The following is a 22,513-nucleotide window of genomic DNA, read 5'->3' on the forward strand; positions in this document are numbered from 1 at the left end:
CGGAGGAGGGGATTGGATTGTTGAACCGTGTCATTCTGATCGGACGTCTAACTAGAGACCCCGAGCTGCGTTATACGCCATCTGGCGTAGCGGTTACTCAGTTCACGATTGCCGTGGACAGACCGTTCACATCGCAGGGAGGAGAACGCGAAGCGGATTTTATTCCGGTCGTAACTTGGAGACAACTGGCTGAGACGTGCGCGAATTACTTACGTAAGGGTCGACTCACAGCGGTTGAGGGACGCATTCAGGTACGGAATTACGAGAATAACGAAGGCAAACGTGTATACGTAACCGAAGTCATTGCTGATAATGTCCGTTTCTTGGAGTCTAATCGTGAAGGTGGCAGTGGTGGTGGACAGCGCGAGGAGAATCCATTTGGAGGAAGCAGTGCGGGTGGCAATAGCAACCGCAGCAGCAATTTCTCACGCAGCAACCAAGATCCATTCTCTGACGATGGGAAACCGATCGATATTTCGGATGACGATTTGCCATTTTAATATAGGAAGGACTGAATAGCATGAGCTTCAAGCAAAGAGAAGGCGGAGACGACAAAAGACCGGCACGCCGCGGTGGCCGCAACAAACGTCGTAAAGTATGTTTCTTCACTGTGAACAAGATTACTCACATTGACTATAAAGATACTGAGTTGCTCAAGAAATTCATCAGCGAGCGCGGTAAAATTTTGCCACGCCGTGTGACTGGTACGAGCGCGAAGTATCAACGTCTATTGACAATTGCGATCAAACGCTCCCGTCAAATCGCATTGCTTCCGTACACTACGGAGTAATGGCGTAGACAACTAGCGTTAAGGGTATAAAGATCCCCTTCAAGTAAACAAGTAGAGGTGCCTCTGGGAGGAAGACTTCTATTGTTGAACGAAGGGGATTTTTTATTTTTATAAAAGCTTAACAAAATTGACATGGGCGATTAGCTCCACCTATTTCCAAGTATATCCTAAATTACAAAAAAACACTTGGAATATAATTGGGATTAATATATAGTAAATAAAAAGAATAATTTTCTAGTAGAGGTTATTTATATAAATAGTGTTTTTAAGTTGAAATTTAAAACCGAGTAAATAGGGCAGAATAATTGTTTTTAGATGACTTCTTAAACGTTATACAAAACCTTCTGATAGGGTGATGACTGTGGCTGAAGAACTCTTAAGAATCGAGAATCTGTCGACCTCTTTTCGTATTTCAGGCGAGCTGTATGCCGCCGTGGATGATGTTAGTTTAACGGTGAATAAGAATGAAATCCTGGCCATTGTTGGTGAATCCGGGTCAGGGAAGAGTGCGTTGGCTTTCTCTATTATGGGATTGCATACGCGTGCCCACATTCAAGGAGCGATCCATTACAAAGGTCAGAACCTCACAGCGCTGTCTCCAACTGAGCTAAACCGACTTCGTGGCAACGAGATCAGCATGATATTTCAAGATCCTTTATCTGCACTTAATCCTCTGATGATGATTGGTGAACAAATTGAAGAAGTGCTGCTTCTTCATGAGTCCAGTCAAACTACACGATCAAACAAATCCAAGAAACATAGGAAACTACGGGCCATTGAATTATTGCAAAAGGTTGGGATTCCTCAGCCCGAGTATGCTTATGGGCAATATCCCCATGAATTATCCGGCGGTATGCGGCAGCGAGTGGTCATTGCTATTGCCATTGCCAATCAGCCCAAGCTGTTGATTGCCGATGAGCCCACGACGGCCCTCGACGTTACCATTCAGCTGCAAATTTTGGAGCTGATCCGGCGTTTGAAGGAAGATATGAATGCGGGGATTATTTTAATTACGCATGATTTAGGCGTTGTGGCAGAGATGGCTGATCGCGTAGCGGTCATGTATGCCGGGCAAATTGTTGAAATCGCTTCAATTCATGCGCTGATGACGAAAGCGAAGCACCCCTATACCAGATCGTTAATGAGCTCCTTACCTACGGCGAGTGAAGGAAAGACGCGGCTGCATGTCATCCATGGGCTTGTGCCATCACTAAAGCACTTGCCGCGGCAGGGCTGCCGTTTTCGTTCGCGAATTCCGTGGATCGACGAAACGGCTCATGAAGTCAATCCGCGGCTGCATGAGGTTGAGCCAGGACATTATGTCCGGTGTTCATGCTATAAAAATTTTCATTTCCTTAATCACCGAGAGGAGGAATAGGCAGATGGCGCTTCTTGAGGTTAGAGAATTGAAGGTGCACTTCCCGGTATATGGTGGAATATTCAGAAGAGTCATTGATCGGGTGAAGGCGGTGGACGGCGTTAATCTGATTATTGAGCCTGGGCATACCTATGGTCTTGTCGGCGAATCGGGCTCGGGAAAAACGACGACAGGGCGGGCAATTATCGGCCTGAATCCGATCACATCGGGAAAAATTATTTTTGAGGGCAAAGACATTGGAAATGGGATGAGCAGCAGTCGCTCTCGTTATCGCAAAGACATCCAGATGATCTTCCAGGATCCGTATTCTTCATTAAATCCGAAGAAGCGCGTACTGGACATCGTTGCAGAGCCGTTGCGTAATTTTGAACGCATGTCCGCTCGTGAAGAGAAGCGGCAAGTGCAAGAGCTCCTGACACAGGTTGGCTTGAGCGCGGAAACGATACATAAATATCCCCATGAATTCTCCGGAGGGCAGCGACAACGCATTGGTATTGCCCGGGCAATTGCATTAAAGCCGAAGCTGATCATAGCCGATGAGCCGGTCTCATCACTCGATGTCTCTGTCCAAGCGCAGGTGCTGAACTTTATGCAGGACATTCAGGAGAAGCTTAATCTAACTTATTTATTCATTAGCCATGATCTCGGTATTATCCGCCATATGTGTGATTATATCGGCATTATGTACAAAGGACGGCATGTAGAGCAAGGCACGACATGTGATATATTCGAGAACCCTCAACATATTTATACGAAACGTCTACTGGCAGCGATACCGGATTTGGACCCCGGCCAGCGGGAGAGTCGCCGTCAGCTACGCCAGTTGGTTCATCAGGAATATGACGAGGCCTACTCACAGTATTTTGACCATGAGGGGCTGGCTTTTGACTTAAAGGCACTCTCTACTACTCACTTTGCCGCACTGCCCGAAAGGGGGTGAGGTCGATGTGGAAGACGATTTTACGCAGGCTGTTGATCATGATTCCGCAAATTATTTTGCTCAGCATTCTCGTATTTATAATGGCGAAGGCTTTGCCCGGGGATGCCTTAACCGGGCTGCTCGATCCGAGTGTCGATCCGTCGATGCTTGAAGAGCAGCGGGAAAGGCTGGGCCTTAACAATCCATGGTATGTCCAGTACTGGGATTGGATTACAAGGGCTGTTCAAGGCGATTTAGGCCAGTCCTTCAGATTTAAGCTGCCTGTTGCTGATTTAATTGGGCAGAGAATTACCAATACGATCTGGCTGTCCTTGGTTACGCTAATTCTAACCTATATTATCGCGATTCCTCTTGGAATTATTAGCGGGCGTTATAACGATACTTGGGGAGACCGTCTAATTACCGGTTATACGTATCTTGGGTTCGCGGCACCTTTATTTATATTTGCTCTGTTAATGCTATGGATTTTCGGCTTTCATGTCCGCGCGTTTCCGACGGAGGGGAGCGTGACCCCTGGGCTTGTGCCGGGAACCCTCGACTACTTGGTAAGCAAAATATATCATTTGCTGCTGCCTGCATTATCTATGGCTCTAATTACTACTGTGTCTACGGTGCAATATTTGCGCAGCGAGATTATCGACATGAAGCAAAGGGATTTTGTGCTGTTAGCTAGAGCCAAGGGGGCGTCTGAATCGCGCGTTTATACGCATCATATTTTGCGAAATTCGCTCCTTCCGATTGCAGCGTTCTTTGGTTATGAAATAACGGGGCTCATCGGTGGAACGGTTTTTATAGAATATATTTTTAGTTACCCAGGGATGGGGCAGCTTTTTCTCAATTCGATTTTGATTCGCGATTTCAGTGTCGTGACTGCTCTGGTCCTTCTCTACGGTATTGCCTCGATCTTAGGTTCATTAATTTCTGACATCATTTTAGGTATTGTAGATCCTCGAATTCGGATTAAATAACGTTTTAAACGTAAAGGGTGAGGATATGAATAAAGTGAACGTACGAATGGAGGAAGGGAGCTTGGAGTCAGCAGCCAGCCCCTCAAGTTGGCAAATTCTATGGCGAGAGATCAAGCGTGATAAATTGGCGCTCTCGTCTCTGATTTTCTTAGGTCTGATTATCGCCGGGGTGTACGGTGTATCTCTCATCTTAGATCAGAAGCAAATTGTAACGGTTGATTTGTTTGCGTTATATCAGCCGCCGTCAGCGAAGTTTTGGCTGGGTACCGATTATGGAGGCCGGGATGTGTTCGGACAATTAATTATCGGTACGAGAAATTCTTTATCGATCGGTATTCTGGTGACAGTATTCACCGGATTGATCGGCATTCTGGTTGGACTGATATCTGGCTACTTTGGCGGGACGGTCGATAACATCTCGATGCGGGTCGTTGATTTTTTCATGATTCTGCCTACCCTTATGATCGTTATTGCCTTTGTAGCCGCTGTGCCCAAGTATAGCGTTCTATCCTTTTCCTTGATTATGACTGCCTTTCTATGGATGGGAATTGCCCGTCTTATTCGCTCGAAGACGCTGCAGGAGAGGGAGCTCGAATATGTAAAAGCTTCAAGAACACTCGGATCATCGCATTTAAAAATAATGTTCACTCAGGTTCTGCCTAATTTAAGCTCCATTATCATCGTGACGATGACTCTAAATTTGGCAGCAAATATTGGCTTGGAGTCAGGCTTATCCTTCTTAGGATTTGGATTTCCAGAGAGCACGCCCAGTCTCGGAACTTTAGTCAGTTATGCTAGAAACCCGCAGACACTGGAGTACAGATGGTGGATATGGTTGCCGGCATCACTACTCATTCTAGTATTGATGCTTAGCATAAACAACGTCGGTCAAGCGCTAAAGCGTGCGACGGATGCAAGACAAAGAAGAGGATAAAGGGAGGATATATGATGAAAAAAAGAATGGGCTCCAAGATGCTGCTGCCGTTATTGCTTGCATTCATGATGGTTCTATCCGCTTGTGCTTCCGGCAAAGGAAATGATGTGACCCAGCCCACACCGAGCAATGTGCAGAATCAAACGAATAACGAGAAGAAGTCGACAGAGGAGGGCTTGCACTCCATTGAGGATTTCAGCAATATCAAGACGAATGAAGGGGAACCGATAAATGGGGGAACGATTACTTACGGCTTGGTCTCCGATGCGCCATTTGAAGGCATCCTGAATTATAATTTTTCAGACGGAATTCCGGATGCCAGAGTTCAGACGTGGTTCGATGAAGCGTTATTAACATGGGACAAAAATTATGTATACACGAACGATGGAGCAGCGACTTATGAAGTGTCCGAAGACGGAAGGACTTTTACCTTCACGATTCGCGATAATGTGAACTGGCATGACGGCATGCCGGTCACGGCGCAGGATTGGGAGTTTGCGCATGAGGTTATCGGCCACAAAGATTATGATGGCTCGCGGTACGGCGCTGATTTTACGAATATTGAAGGGATGGTCGAATACCGGGAAGGCAAGGCCGATAAAATATCTGGAATTAAAGTGCTGAATGATAAGAAACTGCAAATTACGTATATTAAATCGACGCCATCCTTATTGACCGGCAGTATTTGGACGTATCCGCTTGCGAAGCACATCTTCGGGGGGATGGAAGTGGCGAAGATGTCATCCTCTTCGGCAGTGCGTGAAAAGCCGATCAGCTTCGGCCCCTTTAAAGTGGAAAGCATCGTTCCAGGCGAATCGGTGGTTTATGTCAAAAATCCGGATTATTGGCGCGGGGAGCCAAATCTGGATAAAGTCGTATTGAAGGTGATCAGTCCAACGACAGTAGTGCAGCATTTGAAATCGGGCGGGGTTGATCTCGTGGATTCGTTCCCGATAGACCAATTCCCGGACAACGCGAACATGTCCAATGTGGAATATTTGGGTGTAGTTGATCGCGCTTATACGTACATTGGCTTTAAACTGGGCAAATGGGATGAGACCAATAAGGTGGTAGTACCGAATTCTGAAGCAAAAATGGCGGATGTGAACCTACGCAAAGCGATGTGGCACGCAGTGGATAATGATCAGGTGGGCAAACGCTTCTACCATGGCCTGCGTTGGAACGCGACTACGCTTATTCCGCCGTCCCATCCGGAGTTTCACGACGCGAGCAATCCGGGAGTTACTTATGATGTCGAGAAAGCCAATCAGATTCTGGATGAAGCCGGCTACAAAAAGAACGGCGAATTCCGTACTAATCCGGACGGCAGCGAGCTAGTGATTAATTTCTTGTCGATGACCGGCGGAGATATAGCTGAGCCGTTGGCCCGCTACTATGTCCAATCCTGGAACGCGATCGGGCTGAATGTGAATCTAGAAATGGTTGAATTCAATACATTTTATGATCGCATCGGCAGAAACGGAAAGGATGACCCAAGCGTCGATGTATATCAAGGCGCATGGAGCGTAGGTATTGACGTTGATCCGACGGGGTTATACGGACGGGACGCGCTGTTCAACTTCCCAAGGTTTGCTGATGAGAAGAATGATCGCCTTCTGGCGGAAGGGGTATCCGAGAAAGCCTTCGACGTAGCAACGCGACAAGCGATCTACAAGGAATGGCAGCAGTATATGATCGATGAAATTCCAGTATTCCCGACGCTGTATCGTTCTCAGATCGTACCGGTGAATAAACGTATTCTCAATTACGCCATTGGTGATGGCACGGGAATTTATCTTCATGAGCTAGCGGTCTCGCAGGATAATCCTGTTGTAGCGGAATAGAAGGTTAATAGAATAGTCGAAAGGTGAACAATCCCCTGATGCTACCAGCATTTGGGGGTTGTTTTTTCTGCTCTTTTTTACATGAAATTTGTGTGAAAAAAGCCCTTTATGGTATAGTACGTAGCGATAGAGTTTATTCAATTATTTCGGTTAAATTACTATTTTGTAGTTTTTTGACGGGAACTACGGTTTAGAATAATTGAAGGTACCTGGTATTACGGCTAAGTACCGTAGGGAAGTAGAGAACGCTGTGAGGGAGAAGCCGTATAGTACAAACCATGGGAGGCATATGATGTTAGAACGAAGAAACAGGGTAAAGAATATATCGAAAAAGGGCAAAAGGCTGAAGGTCCTGCTCATTACAATGCTTGTTCTGCTCCTTGTAGGAGCTGGTGCATATACATTCCGCAAACCACTGGCGCTAATGGCATTTGATGTGTTCCTCTCGGGGCAGGTCGAACAGAAGCTGGAGAAATCGTATTCTCCCCTTGAGGGAGAGAAGCCTAAGCCGGTTGTAGCTAAGCAGGCGGAGCCATTTACGGCCTTATTGCTGGGAATCGACCAGCGGGGTAATGAGCCAGCACGTTCAGACACGTTAATCTATGCTGTTGTGCGTCCGCAGGATTCCAGGGTGCTGCTCATCTCGATTCCGCGCGATACGTACACGGAAATCGTTGGACGGGACAAGAATGATAAGATCAACCATGCTCATGCGTTTGGTGGAGCCAAGATGTCCAAGGATACGGTAGCGAAGTTCCTCGGTTATCCGGTAGATTATTATGCCGCCATTAATTTTGAAGGATTGCGCAATGTGGTGGATGAGCTGGGCGGAATTGAACTGCCTATTGAGAAGGATATCGTAAATAAACATAAGGATCATGAGAAATTTACGATCAAAGCCGGCAAACCGTTGTATGATGGTCAAGAAGCGCTCAATTTCGTAAGATATCGCGAAGATAGTGATTTCAATCGGACGAAGCGGCATCAGGTCTTCCTGAACGCTCTGGTGCAGCGCATGCTAAAGCTGGATCAAATCGGCAAAATTCCAGAGTTGATGGATTTACTTGGAGAGAACTTCAAGACAGACATGACGCCTAGCTTTATCATTGATCTTTCCAAACAAATGTTAACCAATCAATCGCCGCAAATCAGAGGGTATACGATTATGGGCGAAGGAACTCGCATAAACGGGGTTTATTATATCCAGGCTTATGAGGAGGACGTAAATTACGCTGGACAACTGATTGAGAACTGGATGGACTCGAATACGAAGACAGAGGATTTACTGAATCCTGAAGCTGAAGCCCAGGCGTCCCAAGAGGCGCAGAATAGTGAACAGCCATAATCTATATTTCATTTAAGTCTTTACAAAATTGTAACCTTACTCGGCAGTCCGGTGTTCCGGCTGCCGATTTCGCACCTGTTATGGAACAGAATCTGTTTTAGATCGTAACAAATAGGAGAGTCTGAAAAGGGTAGAGGAGGACTTTTATCTATGAATATTGCGTTTTTTTTACTGCCTAAAAATGATGTTGTCGCCGTGACGCTGGATTCTACATTAAGGCAGACTTTGGAGAGGATGGAGTATCACCGCTTCACAGCTATACCGGTTATCGGCAAAGATGGTGTATATGTCGCTACAGTGACTGAGGGAGATCTCCTCTGGTATATGAAGAATTCCGGAGGCCGAGTTACTTTTGAGAACGCTTCTAAATTTCTGCTCAAGGACGTGCCGCTTAAGATGAATATTAAGCCGGTATCGATCGATGCGGACATGGAAGACCTGATAAGTCTTGCCAAGGTTCAGAACTTCGTGCCTGTGGTTGATGATATGGGCCGTTTTATCGGTATTGTGCGCCGGAGCCAAATTATCGAGTACTGTGAGCGTTTTGTCACTCGGGATGTATCCGTTCCCAAAAATTAGTACACAGTCCATCAGGTTTGCTTCAAGGGAAGGATTTGCTTTATGCTATAATGAAGAATAAAGCTTTTCGGGGAGGGTGGAAGCTGTCCGCCATGCAGAGAGAGATGGATGTGGCCAAACGCGCCAAAGTGATTGAATGGCTCAAAACAGAAGTAGTCGATCACGTATCCCGTTTATTCAAGGCATTGTGGGAAGGCAGCACGACACGGGTAAGTGATAGTCTAGCCAGTCTGATCGTCAGTTGTTACATATTAGGACGCAGGCTTGGCATATCCTATAAGGATATGGACGATCATATTCTGGAGAAGTTGAAGAAGCACAAGCAGGAAGGACATCAGTTGGAGGACTGGTATCAGGATATTTCTATATTAGAAGAACATATGCGCAAGAGGTGAACCCATTTGAATTTACGCTGGACCTCGGTGGCATGGAGTATAGTGTATTTGCTGCTCCTGCTGTCGTTTGCAACGCCTTTTTCTTTTATTACTATTTTTGTCATGCTATTGCCCGGCGTAATCCTCTACACGACACTATCGCTGAGATCGTTCTTAGTCCATATCGCAGTGGTGTGGGCAGTTGCCTTTCTTTTGCTGTCTAATCCTGCGATTCTACTCTTGGCCGTTTTCTTTATGATTCCGGTCATTGTCATGGGGCATTTGTACAAGACCAAAGCCTCGGCGTTCAAAGTTGTAGCGATGGGGACGGGAACGCTTCTGGCTGAATTTTTGCTGGTGTTTCTGGGCATTACCGTTATTTTTGGTTTCAATCTGGCGTCTTCCATCGAGGATACGCTAAATACGATGACGACGCTTATGGAGAATATGGCGGATAGCGGGCTGATCGCGACTGAATTAGTATGGTCGCCGGAGGTTACGCAGCAGTTATCTAACTTGGCAGCTAGAATGACTCCGTTTACGATGATCGTGTGCTCACTTATGTTAGCTGCGATTACTCATTTAATTGCTAGGCCGACCCTAAACAGCCTGGGTCATGCTGTACCAAGCTTCCCGCCGCTGCGGGATTGGAGATTGCCGAGATCGTTGATTTGGTACTATCTCGTCACGGTATTGCTTACACTATTTGGCGGGCCAGCACTGATGGATGGCTTCATCGGCACGATTCTGCTCAATTTGTCGCCTATGCTCAATTTCTTATTTATGATTCAAGCTGCCAGCTTTTTCTTCTTCCTGGCCTATCATAAGAAGTGGAATCCAGCGATTCCGGTATTGCTCATTATCGTGATGCTGTTCATCCCGCCGCTGAAAATTGTCGGCATATTGGATATTGCTGCTCCGCTGCGTGAGATGATTACGAGATCAAGACGATAGGGTGAGAAATCATGCCTAATTTACTTCAAAAACGTTGGTACGGCTATCAGACCGCCTGGGTGTTCGCGCTGCAGCTTCTACTTGTCATATTCATCTCGTATTATAATTGGATTCTCGGCTTGGTCAGTTTATGTATGGTTTGCGGCTTGGCTTTTATGATGCTGCAGGCGGAGCGGCGCTTTCGCAAGGAGCTCGTTCGTTATGTGACCGATCTGACTTATCGAATTAAACGAGTGGAAGGCGAGGCAGTGAGCAGGCTGCCATTTGGCATCCTTCTATATAGCGAGGAGCGGACGGTAGAGTGGCACAATAAGTTTGTGAACAATATGTACGGGCTAGACTCGGTTGTCGGACAACCGCTAACCGAGCTGCTGCCGTCATTGCCGCTGCATGTCCCTCGGGATAAGAAGGATGCTGCAGCAAATTCAATCACTACGGTCGAGGCGGTCGTAGCAGATCGCCATTACGAATTGACGATGCTGCATGATGAACGCCTGATTTACGTTCACGACATTACCGAGCTTACGGTTCTTCGCGATCGCTATGAAGATGAGAGGGCCGCACTCGGCATCGTCATGCTTGATAATCTGGATGAGGCGGCCCAGGGGATGGACGATCAGCAGCGGACTGCACTCATCGCGCGCGTGGCGACGGCGCTTACTGAATGGGCGAAGCAGTATAGAGTCTATCTGCGGAGATTGTCCTCGGAGCGTTATTTGATGATGCTGAATCAAAAATCGCTGAACGAGCTGGAGCAGAGCCGGTTCGTCATCTTGGATGAGGTTCGCGAGATGACTGCGGACCTCAAGGTGCCGATAACGCTAAGCATCGGCCTCGGCTTTGGTACCGAGCGGTTCAGCGAGCTGGGCGAACTTGCCCAGTCGAGTCTGGATATGGCGCTCGGGCGCGGGGGTGACCAGGCCGCCGTGAAGGCCGGTCAGCGGCTGTCTTTCTATGGCGGCAAGTCCGGCGCCATAGAGAAGCGAACGCGCGTGAGAGCGCGCGTCATCGCCCATGCTCTCCGCGATTTGATGCAGGAGAGCGACAAGGTCATTATTATGGGGCACCGCATGCCGGATCTGGACGTCATCGGTGCCTCCATCGGTGTGCTGAAGGCAGCCGATATGTTCCAGGTCGAGGCGCATATCGTGCTTGATGACAAGAACCCTGGCATCGACCGCCTGATGGAGCGGATCGAGAAGGAAGAATCTTTGCGGCGCCGATTTATTACGTCAGAGCATGCGCTGGATATGATGACAGAGCACACGCTACTGGTTGTCGTTGATACGCATAAGGCATCGATGACGATGGAGCCTAAACTGGTTGAAGAGGCCAGTCGGGTGGTTGTCGTCGATCATCATAGGCGGGGTGAGGAATTTATTAACGATGCGGTGCTCGTCTATTTGGAGCCTTATGCATCCTCGGCCTGTGAGCTTGTTACCGAGCTGCTCCAGTATATTCATGAGAAGGTAGAGCTCAGCTCGCTAGAGGCGACGACATTGCTAGCGGGGATCACGGTAGATACGAAGCATTTTGCCCTGCATACCGGGTCGCGGACTTTTGAAGCTGCGGCATTTCTGCGAAGAATCGGTGCGGATACGGTGATGGTGCAGCGCGTGCTTAAGGAAGACCTGCAGGAATATATTGCAAAAGCCGATATTATCAAGCATGCGCGCATGATTTATAATCATATTGCCCTGGCGGTAACAGAACCTAATCGTAAGATTCCGCAATTGTTAATCGCCCAAGTGGCGGATACACTGTTGAATATGACGAATGTGCTGGCTTCGTTTGTGATTAGCGAGCGACCTGACGGCCTGATTGGAATTAGCGCCCGCTCACTCGGCAACATGAATGTACAGATTGTCATGGAGCGGCTAGGCGGCGGGGGGCATTTAACGAACGCTGCAGTTCAATTAGAGGGTACCCAGGCTGAGGCAGAAAGAAGACTGCTCGAGGTACTGGAAGAAATAGAAAAGGAAGAGGGGTTATTCGAATGAAGGTTATTTTCTTGAAAGATGTGAAGGGTCAAGGTAAAAAAGGGGAAATCAAGAATGTATCCGAAGGTTACGCACAGAACTTCCTGCTGCCGCGGGGATTGGCTCGCATAGCGACCGAAGGCAACGTCAAGACGCTGGAAGTTCAAAATGCGGCAGAACAGAAACGTAAAGCCCAGGAGAAGGAAGAAGCGGTCCAGCTGGGTAAGAAACTGGAGGAAATGACAGTAACGGTACAGGCCAAAGCAGGGGAAGGCGGCCGCCTGTTCGGTGCAATCACGAATAAACAAATTGCTGAAGCTTTGGCTAAAGTCGGTGTGAAAATCGATCGGCGAAAAATTGAGCTGGCCGAACCCATTCGGACGCTTGGCGTAACTCAGGTGCCAGTGAAACTTCACCCTGATGTGAAATCAACGTTCAAGGTTCAAGTAACGGAGGAGTAAAATGGCTGGAGATCAATTTTTCGACCGAATTCCTCCACAGAATCTTGAGGCGGAGCAGGCGGTGCTTGGAGCTATTTTGCTGCAATCCGAAGCGCTGATTACAGCTATGGAGCGGGTACGGACGGAAGATTTCTATGACCCTCCCCACCAATTGATCTATGATGCCATGGTTCAGCTGGGAGAGGAAAGCCAGCCGATCGACCTTATTACACTTACCTCGAAGCTTCAGGATCGAGGACAGCTGGAGGATATCGGTGGCGTCAGTTATTTGGCGAAGCTGGCCAATGCGGTACCTACGGCGGCTAACGTTGATTATTACGCTAGGATTATCGAAGAGAAGTCCATGCTTCGTCGCTTAATTCGGACAGCTACGCAAATCGTCAGCGAGGGCTATTCCGGCGGCGAAGACGTATCCGGCATGCTGAGTGATGCGGAGCGGAAAATCCTCGAAATATCCAATAGCCGTTCTGGCAGCGGATTTATTGCGATTCGTGATGTTCTCATGGAAGTGTTCGAGAAAGTGGAAGAGCTGCATCAAAATCGGGGCAATACGACTGGAATCCCCTCGGGCTTTGTCGATTTAGACAACATGACGTCTGGATTCCAGCGTAACGATCTGATTATCGTAGCGGCTCGTCCGTCTGTTGGTAAGACGGCGTTTGCTTTGAACATTGCCCAGAACGTGGCCGTTCGGGCCAAAGAGACCGTCGCTATCTTCAGTTTGGAGATGTCGGCGGCTCAGCTCGTTCAGCGGATGATCTGCGCAGAGGCGAATTTGGATGCAGGGGTTATGCGGACAGGCGATTTTAAAAATGATGATGATTGGTCCAAGCTGACGATGGGGATCGCTGCTTTATCGGAATCCGAAATATATATTGATGATACCCCCGGGGTGACGGTAGCCGATATTCGCGCGAAATGCCGCCGACTCAAGAAGGAGAAGGGCCTTGGCATGATCGTAATTGACTACTTGCAGCTTATCCATGGTCGAGGCAAGCCGGGGGAGAACCGGCAGCAGGAGGTCTCGGAAATTTCCCGTACCCTGAAGCAGATCGCTCGTGAACTCGAAGTTCCGGTCATTGCTTTGTCCCAGCTTAGCCGGGGGGTGGAGCAGCGGCAGGATAAGCGTCCGATGATGTCCGACCTGAGGGAATCGGGTTCGATTGAGCAGGATGCGGATATCGTTGCTTTCTTGTACCGTGATGATTACTACAATCAGGAAACGGAGAAGAAGAATATTATCGAGATCATTATTGCTAAGCAGCGTAATGGCCCGGTAGGTACAGTTGAGCTAGTGTTCTTGAAGAATTTCAATAAGTTCGCGAATTATGAGCGCGCGCATGGCGATGCGTTTGCAGGTTAAATTATAGATAAAATAGGCTTGTGCTCTACTTTTGTCCTAATAAATTGAATAATTCATCATCCAAATACGAACAATCCCATTTATTTATGAGTGATTGTTCGTATTTTTGTTTGACTTAGAAAAAAACACCTGTTACACTGATTATGCTCTTTTTTTGAGCACAGAACAGTCGAATATCACGTACGAAATCCTGCATGGCCAATAAGGGTGCTCGTGCACCGATGGGGGAATGCACATGTCAACAGTAGTAGTTGTGGGAACACAATGGGGAGACGAAGGTAAGGGCAAAATTACGGATTACCTGGCTGAGAGTGCAGATGTGGTGGCGCGTTACCAAGGTGGTAACAATGCCGGTCACACCATATTTATTGACGGGAAGAAGTACAAGCTGAGTTTAATTCCATCGGGTGTTTTTTATGAAGATAAAGTATGCGTTATCGGTAATGGAATGGTTTTGAATCCGGCAGCGCTTATTGAAGAGATTAACTATATTCACGAACAGGGGTTTACGACGACCAATTTGGTGATCAGTGATCGTGCCCACGTCATCCTGCCTTATCATATGGTGCTGGATGCGCTGGAGGAGGACCTCAAGGGCCCGAATAAGATTGGAACGACCCGTAAGGGAATTGGCCCGGCTTATATGGATAAAGCAGCTCGTAACGGCATTCGCGTGGCTGATTTGCTTGATCCGGAAGAGTTTGAGTCAAGGCTTCGTCATTTGATGAAGGAGAAGAACCAAATTCTTGAACAAGTGTATGGATCTGAGCCGATAGATGTGGAAGAAATGCTGAAGCAGTATTTGGAGTATGCAGAGGTTATGCGTCCCTATGTTAAGGATACTTCGGTCATCCTGAATGATGCCATTGATGCGCAGAAAAAGGTACTTTTCGAAGGGGCGCAGGGAATTATGCTGGATATCGACCAGGGGACGTATCCGTTCGTAACTTCCTCTAATCCATCTGCAGGCGGGGTCTGCATCGGCTCTGGCATTGGTCCCTCTAAGATTGACCAGGTTATCGGTGTGGCGAAGGCCTATACAACGCGTGTTGGTGACGGTCCGTTCCCAACGGAGCTGAACAATGTTATAGGCAATGCGATCCGCGAAGCAGGACATGAATACGGCACGGTAACGGGGCGACCGCGCCGTGTCGGCTGGTTTGACAGCGTTGTTGTCCGCCATGCTCGCCGGGTTAGCGGTCTGACCGGGCTATCCTTGAACTCGCTGGACGTGCTGACTGGACTGGAAACGGTCAACATTTGCACTGCTTATAAATATCGCGGCGAGGTCATCAGCCATTATCCAGCCAGTCTTAAAATGCTTGCAGAATGCGAAGCGATTTATGAGGAGCTCCCAGGCTGGTCTGAGGATATCACGGGGGCAAAGACGCTGGCTGACCTGCCGGAAACAACGCAGAACTATGTAGGGCGCGTATCTGAGCTGACAGGCATTCCGATAGCTATCTTCTCGGTAGGCCGGAACCGTGATCAGACGAACCAAATATTGCCGATATACGAATAAGGTGGTATGCGATATAATTGATTTAAGCGTCATAAACTTAACCGTTTGGAGCCTTAGCTCTAAGCGGTTTTTTTGCGTCTTTTCCTGCTTGAGGAGGTTGAATTTCCGCTCTATCGTCCATACTGGTTGGTAGGAAGATGAAGGAGGGATAGAGATGAGGTGGGTCGTTTGGGTAGTAAAGCTATCGATTACTGTCGTTATAGTTAGTATGTTAACTGTTGTAACGACAGGATATGTAGTCAATTGGTATGTACAATCGCTGCTGAGCAGCTATAATATTCCAATCGAAGTCCAATCGCTGAGCGTCGGGAGTATGATGAAGGGCATGTTGGGCTTTGGAGGCAAGGGTACGGGCAGTAAGAGTGCTAATAGTAAGAGTCCTAGCAATAAGAGCAATAGTAGTGGAGAAATAGACAGCAATAGCTCTGACAAGGGCAAGGAAAGCGCGAAGGCGAATGCGAATGCGAATGTGAATGGAAGTGCCGATGCGAATGACAAATTGAATAGTGATGCCCAGAATAATGGAGCTGAAAATGGAAAAGGGACTCTCCAAGATGAAAATAACGATAACGGCCCGACGAACAAGGATGTGGACACAGGGGAGAGCATTCCAGAGGATGCCTTTCCGGTGATGGGCGGGATATCCGGCCAATCTCAGCAATCGCAACAGTCTCAGCAATCGCAGCAGGAAGGCGCGGGCGGCAATCAAGATCAGATGGTTGTCATTACGCCCGATGATTTGCTGGCGAAGAAGGACGAGTTGCCGGATCAGCAGAAGGAAGAGGTATTTAATCTATTGATGTCCAAGCTGCCGGAGGAGGATATGCGTAAAATGACGGAGGCGATGGAGGATGGATTAACGGAAGCCGAGATGATCGAAATTCAGCAAATTTTGTCCAAGCATCTAGATAAAGAGCAATATGCAAAGGTTATGGAAATACTAAAATAAATGTGTAATTACACGAGTCTACTATTATAACAGCGATTCCATTCACAGAATTGTAAATATAATACTTGCTGGTTAATTTAGTAAAAACCATTGAAACCCGCTCCTGAAGTGGGTTTTTGGCATTTGTGAACAAAGTTGAAATTCTAGATAGTCGTATGCTAAAGTAGACGATAGTGATAAATGGTTAAAATTTTGAAACTATTTATTGTCGAATAGTGTCAACTAGAAAAGGAGATTACCATGAAAGGTTTCAGGGGAAAGCTCGGGCTCGGTTGGCTCGCAAGACGCTTTCAGGCTATGAGAAGGAATATAGAACCGAACCACAATCTAGCACAAAAAGAACAAGACCATATAGAAGATCACATAGATAGCACAAATATAAAACCGCAAGTAAAATCACGGAGAATTCGGATCGGGGCTATAACTGCCGTACTTACGATAGGGATGTTCCTGGCAGGATATCAATATGTGCAGGCACACACCGTTACTTATTACCATGTCATGATTAATGATGAAGAGATCGGTGCGATTGAGAACGAGGAGCAGTTGCTTGCGCTTTATGAACGTAAGAAGCAGGAATATGCGCAGAAGTATCCGCAGGCTGATATGGTAGTGAATACGAAGGGCATTACTACAGTCGAGGCGAAGAAGTATAAAGCCAAGATCGATGCGGAAGCAACGCTTGCCGAACTGGAAGGCAGACTTACTGGTTATTCCAAAGGCGTGGAACTACAGGTCGATGGGAAGACCATTGCGATCGTAAAGGATCAGGCTATAGCGAATGCGATTTTGGAGCAAGTGAAGGGGAAATACATACCAGACACTACATCCAACAATGCGCCGAAATTTAAATTGCTAAGCAGTAACCCGAAAAATGCGGCGAAGTCGACAGGGAGTGACGTGACGATTGAATCCGCTGTTATTGTGGAAGATGTAACACAGGTTGCTGTGAAGGCTGATCCGAATAAGGTGCTGGGTGCTGAGGAGGCGCTGCAGCGCATTATGGAAGGCAGTGAGGCCGCGATTACCTACACGGTGCGCGAGGGAGATACAATCTCTTCTATAGCCAAACGATACGGGGTCACACAGAAGGAAGTGTTCGCTAATAACCCTGGCGTTCAAGAAAAGACGCTGCAAATCGGAACCGAGCTGAATGTAAGGGCTATGAAGCCAGCGCTTACCGTAAAGACCGTTGAGTTGATGTCTGAAGAGATTGTGACGGAGCCAGAGGTTATTATCCAGAAGAATGCGGATATGCAGGCAGGCAAGTCCAAGGTCATAGCAGAAGGGCAGAGCGGACTTAAAGTGATGGAATATCGGCTGACGAAGGAAAATGGTGAGGTAGTCGCCGAGGAATGGCTCGGTCAGGAAGTAATAAAGGCATCCTCCCCGCGAATTATTATGAAGGGTACGAAAGTGATCGGAGAGGGCAGTGGACAATTCGCATGGCCGGTATCCGGTGCTCGTATGACGAGTAGCTACGGAAAGCGTTGGGGGCGAACCCATAAAGGAATCGACTTGGTTTCCTCTAACCGGAACATCCTAGCAGCGGATGAAGGAGTTGTCAGCTTCGCAGGCACCAAATCAGGATATGGTAATGTTATCATAATTAATCATAATAACGGATTTGAGACGTTGTACGGGCACTTGAGCAAGATCAGTGTGGAGAAAGGCGACATCGTTGAGAAGGGCGATAAGATTGGAGTTATGGGTAGCACGGGAAGGTCTACCGGCACACATTTGCATTTTGAAATTCATAAGAACGGCACAGTGCAAAATCCAATGAAATATTTATAGCATAGAGGTAGTACAAATATAGAGGTAGTACAAATAAAAATGGCCTGCGCGTTTGGCGTTCCTGTTGGAACACCGTCGCGCAAGGCCATTTTTTTAATCAGTTTGTCGCAGCTGCCTCGACCTCTTGTTTATCCTTCAACTGGTGTTGACCCGATACCACGACCTGATCTCCCAAAGCCAAGCCTTCGATGACCTCCTGATACAGTTCGTTGAGCCGGCCTAGTTCTACCTGCCGTTTCTCGGCTCTGCCTCCGGAGAAGAGGTAGACGTAGGTGTTGCTCTCTTCCCGGATAATCGCCGTAGTTGGAATGGTGAGCACTTCCTGCTCCGCTTCATCGGTCAACCTCAGTTGCACCTTGGTCCCCGGCTTGAGCGCCAGGTTGGCGTTGTCGGCTTGCAGCTCCAGCTCATAGGTTCTGTTCATCGTATCCATAATGTCCGCAAAATAGACGGTTTTTCCCTTGAACAACTGGTCAGGCTGATTGGTCGCATAGAACGAAAGCTCGGTTTTGCCTTTAAGGAGCTTGGCGTTTTCTTCCGTGATGTTCGCCTTGATTTTGACCGGGTTGATCTGCTGAATTTTACCGACGATCCCTTGGTTTATGGTCATGCCGGATTCAACTGAGAAATCAGTCAGATTACCGCTGATAGGCGCGGTCACTTTAAAATTGTCTAAGGTGCGATTGATTTGCTCGATATCGATTTGTGCCATTTGGATCTGATCTTTCAGCGGCTGCAGGGAATCCAGATCGTCTTGGGCTGCAAACTGGCCGTCCTTCAGACTTTTCTGGGCTGTGCGGAGCAGGATTTCTGCTTTTTGCTTCTGGAGCAGCACATCGGCCGGATCCAGTTCAAACAATAGTTCTCCCTGTTTTACCTGATCACCACGCTTTTTCAATGCTTTAAGCACATCACCGCTCGCTTTGACCACGACATCTCTTTCGGCCGAAGCTGTCACTTCGGCTACCGTTTCCTGCGGAGCGCCAATGCTTCGCTTTTGAACCTCACTGATCTTGACTAACGGTTTCTGAACATTCTGCACTTCCGTTTGGGCTTCCTTAGGGGCATTGCAGCCGGCCATGGCCATTCCGCCCATGGCCAGCAATGCGCTGCTTATCATAATTTGTATCCATCTTTTGTTTTTCATTGACCTACAACTCCCTCACTGATGTCGTCAGATGATTTATCGACACGACCGCCTCTATGGAACAAACGCCCCACCCGATTCTTGAACGATTCGAGCAATTCGTAGACGACTGGAACGACGACCAGCGTCAGAATCGTCGAAGTAACGAGCCCGCCGATAACGACGACGGCCATGCCTTTCGAAATGATGGCTCCGCCTTCGGTAAATCCAAGTGCAAGCGGCAGCATGGCGGCCATCGTCACGACCGCCGTCATAATGATCGGTCTTAGGCGGAGCATACCCGCTTCAACCAAGGCGTAACGAACAGTGTAGCCTTCTTCGCGAAGCTGCTGCGTCCGGTCGATCAGCAGAATCGCGTTGGTCACGACGATCCCGATCAGCATCATGAAGCCGATCAGCGAGGTGATGCTCAGCGGTTCGTCGCTGATCAAGAGACCTAGCAAACCGCCTATGACGGCAAGCGGCAGCGAGAAGAGGATAACAAACGGCGCGCTCAAATTGCCGAAAGCAATAACCATGATCAGATAGACGATAAATACGGCTGCTCCCATAGCGACAAACAGCTGGAGAAAACTTTCTGCGATATCTTCATTAATCCCACCGATTTCACGCGACACGCCGTCTGGGAGCTCAACCTGATCCAGCGCCATCGCGACTTGACCGGCAACGCCACCTTTATTTTGGCTGTCGATTTTGGCGGTAATGTTTACGACCTGTTCTTGGTCATTGCGCTGAATGCTGGAGGCGGCATTGATCATGTTCAGCTTGGCCACTTCCTTCAGATAAACGATGGAGCCGCTCCCGGAGTGGAATGGGATGTCGCCCAGTTTGGACAACGTATCGATGCCCGATTTATCCAATTGAACCGTTGTCGTGTAAGTGATGTTATCCAGCTTGACATCACCGATCTCATCCTCCGTAAGCCAACTGGCAACGGTCTGATGTACCGTGGAGGCGCTTAGTCCATATTGCCATACTTTGTTCTGATCAACTTCGATCTCAAGCTCCTTCTTGGCATCGCTGAGAGAATCCTCTACTTCCTTAATTTCCGGAAATTCCTTCAGCTTCTCCTTCAGCAGCGCGGAAGCTTCAACCAGCCGGTTGAGGTCGTTCCCTTTCAAAGAATATTGAAAATCGGTGCCGCCAGAATTACTTTCGAACGATCTAACGTCTAGTTCAGAGTCTTTCGGCAATTCGGCCATCAAAATGTTTTTGTATTGCTCCTGAATAGTTTTGACATCGCTGCCTTCGCTAACTTCGGTGAAAATCTGCGCCCGATAAGGCGTTGCCTCCGTGGAGTCGTTAAACCCGATTAGTGATTCGGTAAAGGTGAATTGTGGCTGGCCATCGGAGGCGTTCGCACCATGCAAAATATCCTCCATATCTTTGACTTTGGCATCCATGGTTTTCAAAGAAGTTCCGTACGGCATTTTAATGACGAAGTAAAACTGCCGCGGAGGCTCTTCTTCCGGCATTAAAGTGATCGATAAAAACGGCACCGTTCCAATAATTGACGCGATGAACAAAAATCCTGCCGCCAGAAGCGTTTTGATCCGGTGGCGCAGCGACCATTCCAGCACCCGGCGGTAAAAACCTGTTGTATGTCCTGCTTTCTCTTCATGGTGCTTGATCTTGGTTCCGCGGAGCACCAGCACCTTGGCCAGCATCGGGATCACCGTCAATGCTACGAGTAGTGAGGCCAGCATGGCGGTGGACAAAGTAATTGCGAACGGCTGGAACAATTGCCCGACCATACCGCTGACAAATGCGAGTGGGGCGAAGACCCCGACCGTGGTCAGTGTGGATGACGTAATAGCTGCGCCAACTTCGCGGGTGGCCAGCTTTATGACGGATTCCCCGCGCTCCTGCGCTTTTTGCAAATGAGAATATATATTTTCGATAACGACGATACTGTCGTCCACGACCCGTCCGATCGCGATGAACATGCCGCCTAGCGTCAGAATGTTCAAGGAGATGTCTAAGGAATTCATGACGAGCAGCGTAATTAGGATCGACAGCGGAATTGAGACCAGAACGATCAAGGTCATGCGTATATTCCGCAGGAATAGCAGGATGACGAGCGCCGCCAGCAGAGCGCCGATAAGCCCTTCATGCACCATTCCGCTAATAGAGGAACTGACGAGTTCCGAAGTGTCATAAATCGTCTTAAAGCCGATATCGGGAAGCTTCTGCTCCCAGTCTGCGAAGAGGGACTCAACCTCCCTCGCGAAATCTACGGCGTTGGCATCGCTAGTTTTGTAAAGTTGGATGCCGATGGCTGGCTGCTGATTCAGGCGTGCTACAAAATCGGATTCCGAGATAGATTCAACCTTGCCCAGCTGATTCAAGCGAACCCGGGCGCCGCTCTGGGTCAGCAGGTCCATATTATCTAGGTTGTATACGCTATTGGTATCGCTCTTTACACGGGCCATCAAGGAAGTGCCATCGAGATCGACGGCTCCTGCCGGCAGCGAAGTAAGGTTTTGGCGAACCTGGCCGGACACTTGTCCGGGGGTAAGGCCAAAATCGTTCAGCTTCCCGGCATCAAGCTTGATGGTAAGCTTCGTTTCCCGTGCTCCGATTTCGTCCATATGGTCGTAGCCGGGGATCGATTCCAGTTCAGGCTTAATCTCGTTAGCATACCATTGATCCAGTTCCGTTTGACTCATCCCATTTCCACCATAGATGGCGAAATAATAGGCCGGAATCGAGGCATAACCGAAGGTGGCCACCTTCGGGGTACTGGCTGAAGCGGGAAGACTGACCTCTTGCAGCAAGCTTTCAATATCTTGCTTTTTCTTTTCGGGGTCGGCCTTATCAGTCAACATGACTATGATGGTCGTAAAGTTATCGCTTGACGTAGAATCCAGCGAGGTAACTCCCTCTAAGTTGGCTATTTTTTTCTCTATCGGTTTAGTTACTTGTTCCATGACGTCGCTGGGAGACCCGGGATATTGGGCCGTTATGAATACCATGGGAATCGAGATGTCCGGCATGATCTCCGTCTTTAATTTCCCAGCGGCATACAGGCCGCCGCCAAACAACATAATGATCATGATAAACAAGGCGCCTATATTCTTCATGGAAAAACTGGTCAGTTTGTTCATGGTAATCCTCCTATCTTAGGAAAGATTACCAGGTAAATGTGAACTGAGTATGAATTAAATGGTTAAAATTATAATTAATTCG

Annotated in this window: 19 protein-coding genes; 17 read left to right on the forward strand and 2 right to left on the reverse strand. The window is 48.1% G+C overall.

Features of this window, described 5'->3' with window-relative positions:
• The first annotated feature begins 17 nt into the window (after nucleotides 1-17).
• From ssb to EIM92_RS04875, 17 genes are all read left to right on the forward strand, one after another.
• Nucleotides 18-500 (forward strand): single-stranded DNA-binding protein, encoded by a 483-nt coding sequence (gene ssb, locus EIM92_RS04795; RefSeq protein WP_110930603.1) that lies wholly within the window; start codon nucleotides 18-20, stop codon nucleotides 498-500.
• 20 nt (nucleotides 501-520) lie between these two features.
• Nucleotides 521-790 (forward strand): 30S ribosomal protein S18, encoded by a 270-nt coding sequence (gene rpsR, locus EIM92_RS04800; RefSeq protein ID WP_018750422.1) that lies wholly within the window; start codon nucleotides 521-523, stop codon nucleotides 788-790.
• A gap of 361 nt (nucleotides 791-1,151) precedes the next feature.
• On the forward strand, nucleotides 1,152-2,168 hold the full coding sequence (locus EIM92_RS04805; RefSeq protein WP_125081707.1) for an ABC transporter ATP-binding protein: 1,017 nt from the start codon (nucleotides 1,152-1,154) through the stop codon (nucleotides 2,166-2,168).
• Between the two features lie 4 nt (nucleotides 2,169-2,172).
• Nucleotides 2,173-3,108, forward strand: coding sequence for an ABC transporter ATP-binding protein (locus tag EIM92_RS04810; protein WP_125081708.1), 936 nt, complete (start codon nucleotides 2,173-2,175; stop codon nucleotides 3,106-3,108).
• A gap of 5 nt (nucleotides 3,109-3,113) precedes the next feature.
• On the forward strand, nucleotides 3,114-4,076 hold the full coding sequence (gene opp4B / locus EIM92_RS04815) for an oligopeptide ABC transporter permease (protein ID WP_125081709.1): 963 nt from the start codon (nucleotides 3,114-3,116) through the stop codon (nucleotides 4,074-4,076).
• Nucleotides 4,077-4,101: 25 nt separating this feature from the next.
• Nucleotides 4,102-5,010, forward strand: a complete 909-nt coding sequence (locus tag EIM92_RS04820; RefSeq protein ID WP_125081710.1) for an ABC transporter permease — start codon at nucleotides 4,102-4,104, stop codon at nucleotides 5,008-5,010.
• A gap of 14 nt (nucleotides 5,011-5,024) precedes the next feature.
• On the forward strand, nucleotides 5,025-6,854 hold the full coding sequence (locus EIM92_RS04825) for an oligopeptide ABC transporter substrate-binding protein (RefSeq protein WP_125085004.1): 1,830 nt from the start codon (nucleotides 5,025-5,027) through the stop codon (nucleotides 6,852-6,854).
• A 292-nt stretch (nucleotides 6,855-7,146) separates the two neighbouring features.
• On the forward strand, nucleotides 7,147-8,199 hold the full coding sequence (locus EIM92_RS04830) for an LCP family protein (RefSeq protein ID WP_125081711.1): 1,053 nt from the start codon (nucleotides 7,147-7,149) through the stop codon (nucleotides 8,197-8,199).
• Nucleotides 8,200-8,349: 150 nt separating this feature from the next.
• Complete coding sequence (locus tag EIM92_RS04835) at nucleotides 8,350-8,778, forward strand: CBS domain-containing protein (protein WP_125081712.1); 429 nt, start codon at nucleotides 8,350-8,352, stop codon at nucleotides 8,776-8,778.
• A gap of 92 nt (nucleotides 8,779-8,870) precedes the next feature.
• A complete protein-coding gene (locus EIM92_RS04840; RefSeq protein ID WP_211344456.1) occupies nucleotides 8,871-9,173 on the forward strand; it encodes a MazG-like family protein in 303 nt (100 codons plus the stop codon).
• A 6-nt stretch (nucleotides 9,174-9,179) separates the two neighbouring features.
• Nucleotides 9,180-10,106 (forward strand): DUF2232 domain-containing protein, encoded by a 927-nt coding sequence (locus EIM92_RS04845; protein ID WP_125081713.1) that lies wholly within the window; start codon nucleotides 9,180-9,182, stop codon nucleotides 10,104-10,106.
• An 11-nt stretch (nucleotides 10,107-10,117) separates the two neighbouring features.
• Complete coding sequence (locus EIM92_RS04850) at nucleotides 10,118-12,106, forward strand: DHH family phosphoesterase (protein ID WP_125081714.1); 1,989 nt, start codon at nucleotides 10,118-10,120, stop codon at nucleotides 12,104-12,106.
• Nucleotides 12,103-12,546: a 50S ribosomal protein L9 gene (rplI, locus tag EIM92_RS04855; RefSeq protein WP_125081715.1), complete on the forward strand. Its 444-nt coding sequence runs from the start codon at nucleotides 12,103-12,105 to the stop codon at nucleotides 12,544-12,546. Before EIM92_RS04850 ends, rplI begins: the two co-directional genes overlap by 4 nt.
• Before the next feature lies 1 nt (nucleotide 12,547).
• Nucleotides 12,548-13,909, forward strand: a complete 1,362-nt coding sequence (dnaB, locus tag EIM92_RS04860) for a replicative DNA helicase (RefSeq protein ID WP_125081716.1) — start codon at nucleotides 12,548-12,550, stop codon at nucleotides 13,907-13,909.
• Nucleotides 13,910-14,144: 235 nt separating this feature from the next.
• Nucleotides 14,145-15,431, forward strand: a complete 1,287-nt coding sequence (locus tag EIM92_RS04865) for an adenylosuccinate synthase (RefSeq protein ID WP_125081717.1) — start codon at nucleotides 14,145-14,147, stop codon at nucleotides 15,429-15,431.
• 154 nt (nucleotides 15,432-15,585) lie between these two features.
• Entirely contained in the window at nucleotides 15,586-16,380 is a 795-nt protein-coding gene (locus tag EIM92_RS04870) for a hypothetical protein (RefSeq protein ID WP_125081718.1), read from the forward strand.
• Between the two features lie 240 nt (nucleotides 16,381-16,620).
• Nucleotides 16,621-18,177 carry a peptidoglycan DD-metalloendopeptidase family protein gene (locus EIM92_RS04875; RefSeq protein ID WP_125081719.1) on the forward strand — a complete coding sequence of 519 codons (1,557 nt, stop codon included), beginning with the start codon at nucleotides 16,621-16,623 and terminating at the stop codon, nucleotides 18,175-18,177.
• A gap of 97 nt (nucleotides 18,178-18,274) precedes the next feature.
• Here EIM92_RS04875 and EIM92_RS04880 read toward each other — a convergent pair whose 3' ends face one another.
• A complete protein-coding gene (locus EIM92_RS04880) occupies nucleotides 18,275-19,324 on the reverse strand; it encodes an efflux RND transporter periplasmic adaptor subunit (RefSeq protein ID WP_125081720.1) in 1,050 nt (349 codons plus the stop codon).
• Nucleotides 19,321-22,431: an efflux RND transporter permease subunit gene (locus EIM92_RS04885; RefSeq protein ID WP_125081721.1), complete on the reverse strand. Its 3,111-nt coding sequence runs from the start codon at nucleotides 22,429-22,431 to the stop codon at nucleotides 19,321-19,323. Before EIM92_RS04885 ends, EIM92_RS04880 begins: the two co-directional genes overlap by 4 nt.
• Nucleotides 22,432-22,513: the final 82 nt, after the last annotated feature.

Origin of the sequence: Paenibacillus lentus (genome assembly GCF_003931855.1) — a bacterium.
GTDB classification, from domain to species: Bacteria; Bacillota; Bacilli; order Paenibacillales; family Paenibacillaceae; genus Fontibacillus; species Fontibacillus lentus.

Bases quoted from the DNA above. Each gene is read 5' to 3' on its own strand.
- EIM92_RS04870 (WP_125081718.1), top strand. From the start codon at position 15,586: ATGAGGTGGGTCGTTTGGGTAGTAAAGCTATCGATTACTGTCGTTATA.
- EIM92_RS04840 (WP_211344456.1), top strand. From the start codon at position 8,871: ATGCAGAGAGAGATGGATGTGGCCAAACGCGCCAAAGTGATTGAATGG.
- dnaB (WP_125081716.1), top strand. From the start codon at position 12,548: ATGGCTGGAGATCAATTTTTCGACCGAATTCCTCCACAGAATCTTGAG.
- rplI (WP_125081715.1), top strand. From the start codon at position 12,103: ATGAAGGTTATTTTCTTGAAAGATGTGAAGGGTCAAGGTAAAAAAGGG.
- EIM92_RS04880 (WP_125081720.1), bottom strand. From the start codon at position 19,324: ATGAAAAACAAAAGATGGATACAAATTATGATAAGCAGCGCATTGCTG.
- EIM92_RS04885 (WP_125081721.1), bottom strand. From the start codon at position 22,431: ATGAACAAACTGACCAGTTTTTCCATGAAGAATATAGGCGCCTTGTTT.
- EIM92_RS04835 (WP_125081712.1), top strand. From the start codon at position 8,350: ATGAATATTGCGTTTTTTTTACTGCCTAAAAATGATGTTGTCGCCGTG.
- EIM92_RS04830 (WP_125081711.1), top strand. From the start codon at position 7,147: ATGTTAGAACGAAGAAACAGGGTAAAGAATATATCGAAAAAGGGCAAA.
- opp4B (WP_125081709.1), top strand. From the start codon at position 3,114: ATGTGGAAGACGATTTTACGCAGGCTGTTGATCATGATTCCGCAAATT.
- EIM92_RS04820 (WP_125081710.1), top strand. From the start codon at position 4,102: ATGAATAAAGTGAACGTACGAATGGAGGAAGGGAGCTTGGAGTCAGCA.
- rpsR (WP_018750422.1), top strand. From the start codon at position 521: ATGAGCTTCAAGCAAAGAGAAGGCGGAGACGACAAAAGACCGGCACGC.
- EIM92_RS04810 (WP_125081708.1), top strand. From the start codon at position 2,173: ATGGCGCTTCTTGAGGTTAGAGAATTGAAGGTGCACTTCCCGGTATAT.
- EIM92_RS04850 (WP_125081714.1), top strand. From the start codon at position 10,118: ATGCCTAATTTACTTCAAAAACGTTGGTACGGCTATCAGACCGCCTGG.
- EIM92_RS04865 (WP_125081717.1), top strand. From the start codon at position 14,145: ATGTCAACAGTAGTAGTTGTGGGAACACAATGGGGAGACGAAGGTAAG.
- EIM92_RS04875 (WP_125081719.1), top strand. From the start codon at position 16,621: ATGAAAGGTTTCAGGGGAAAGCTCGGGCTCGGTTGGCTCGCAAGACGC.
- EIM92_RS04825 (WP_125085004.1), top strand. From the start codon at position 5,025: ATGAAAAAAAGAATGGGCTCCAAGATGCTGCTGCCGTTATTGCTTGCA.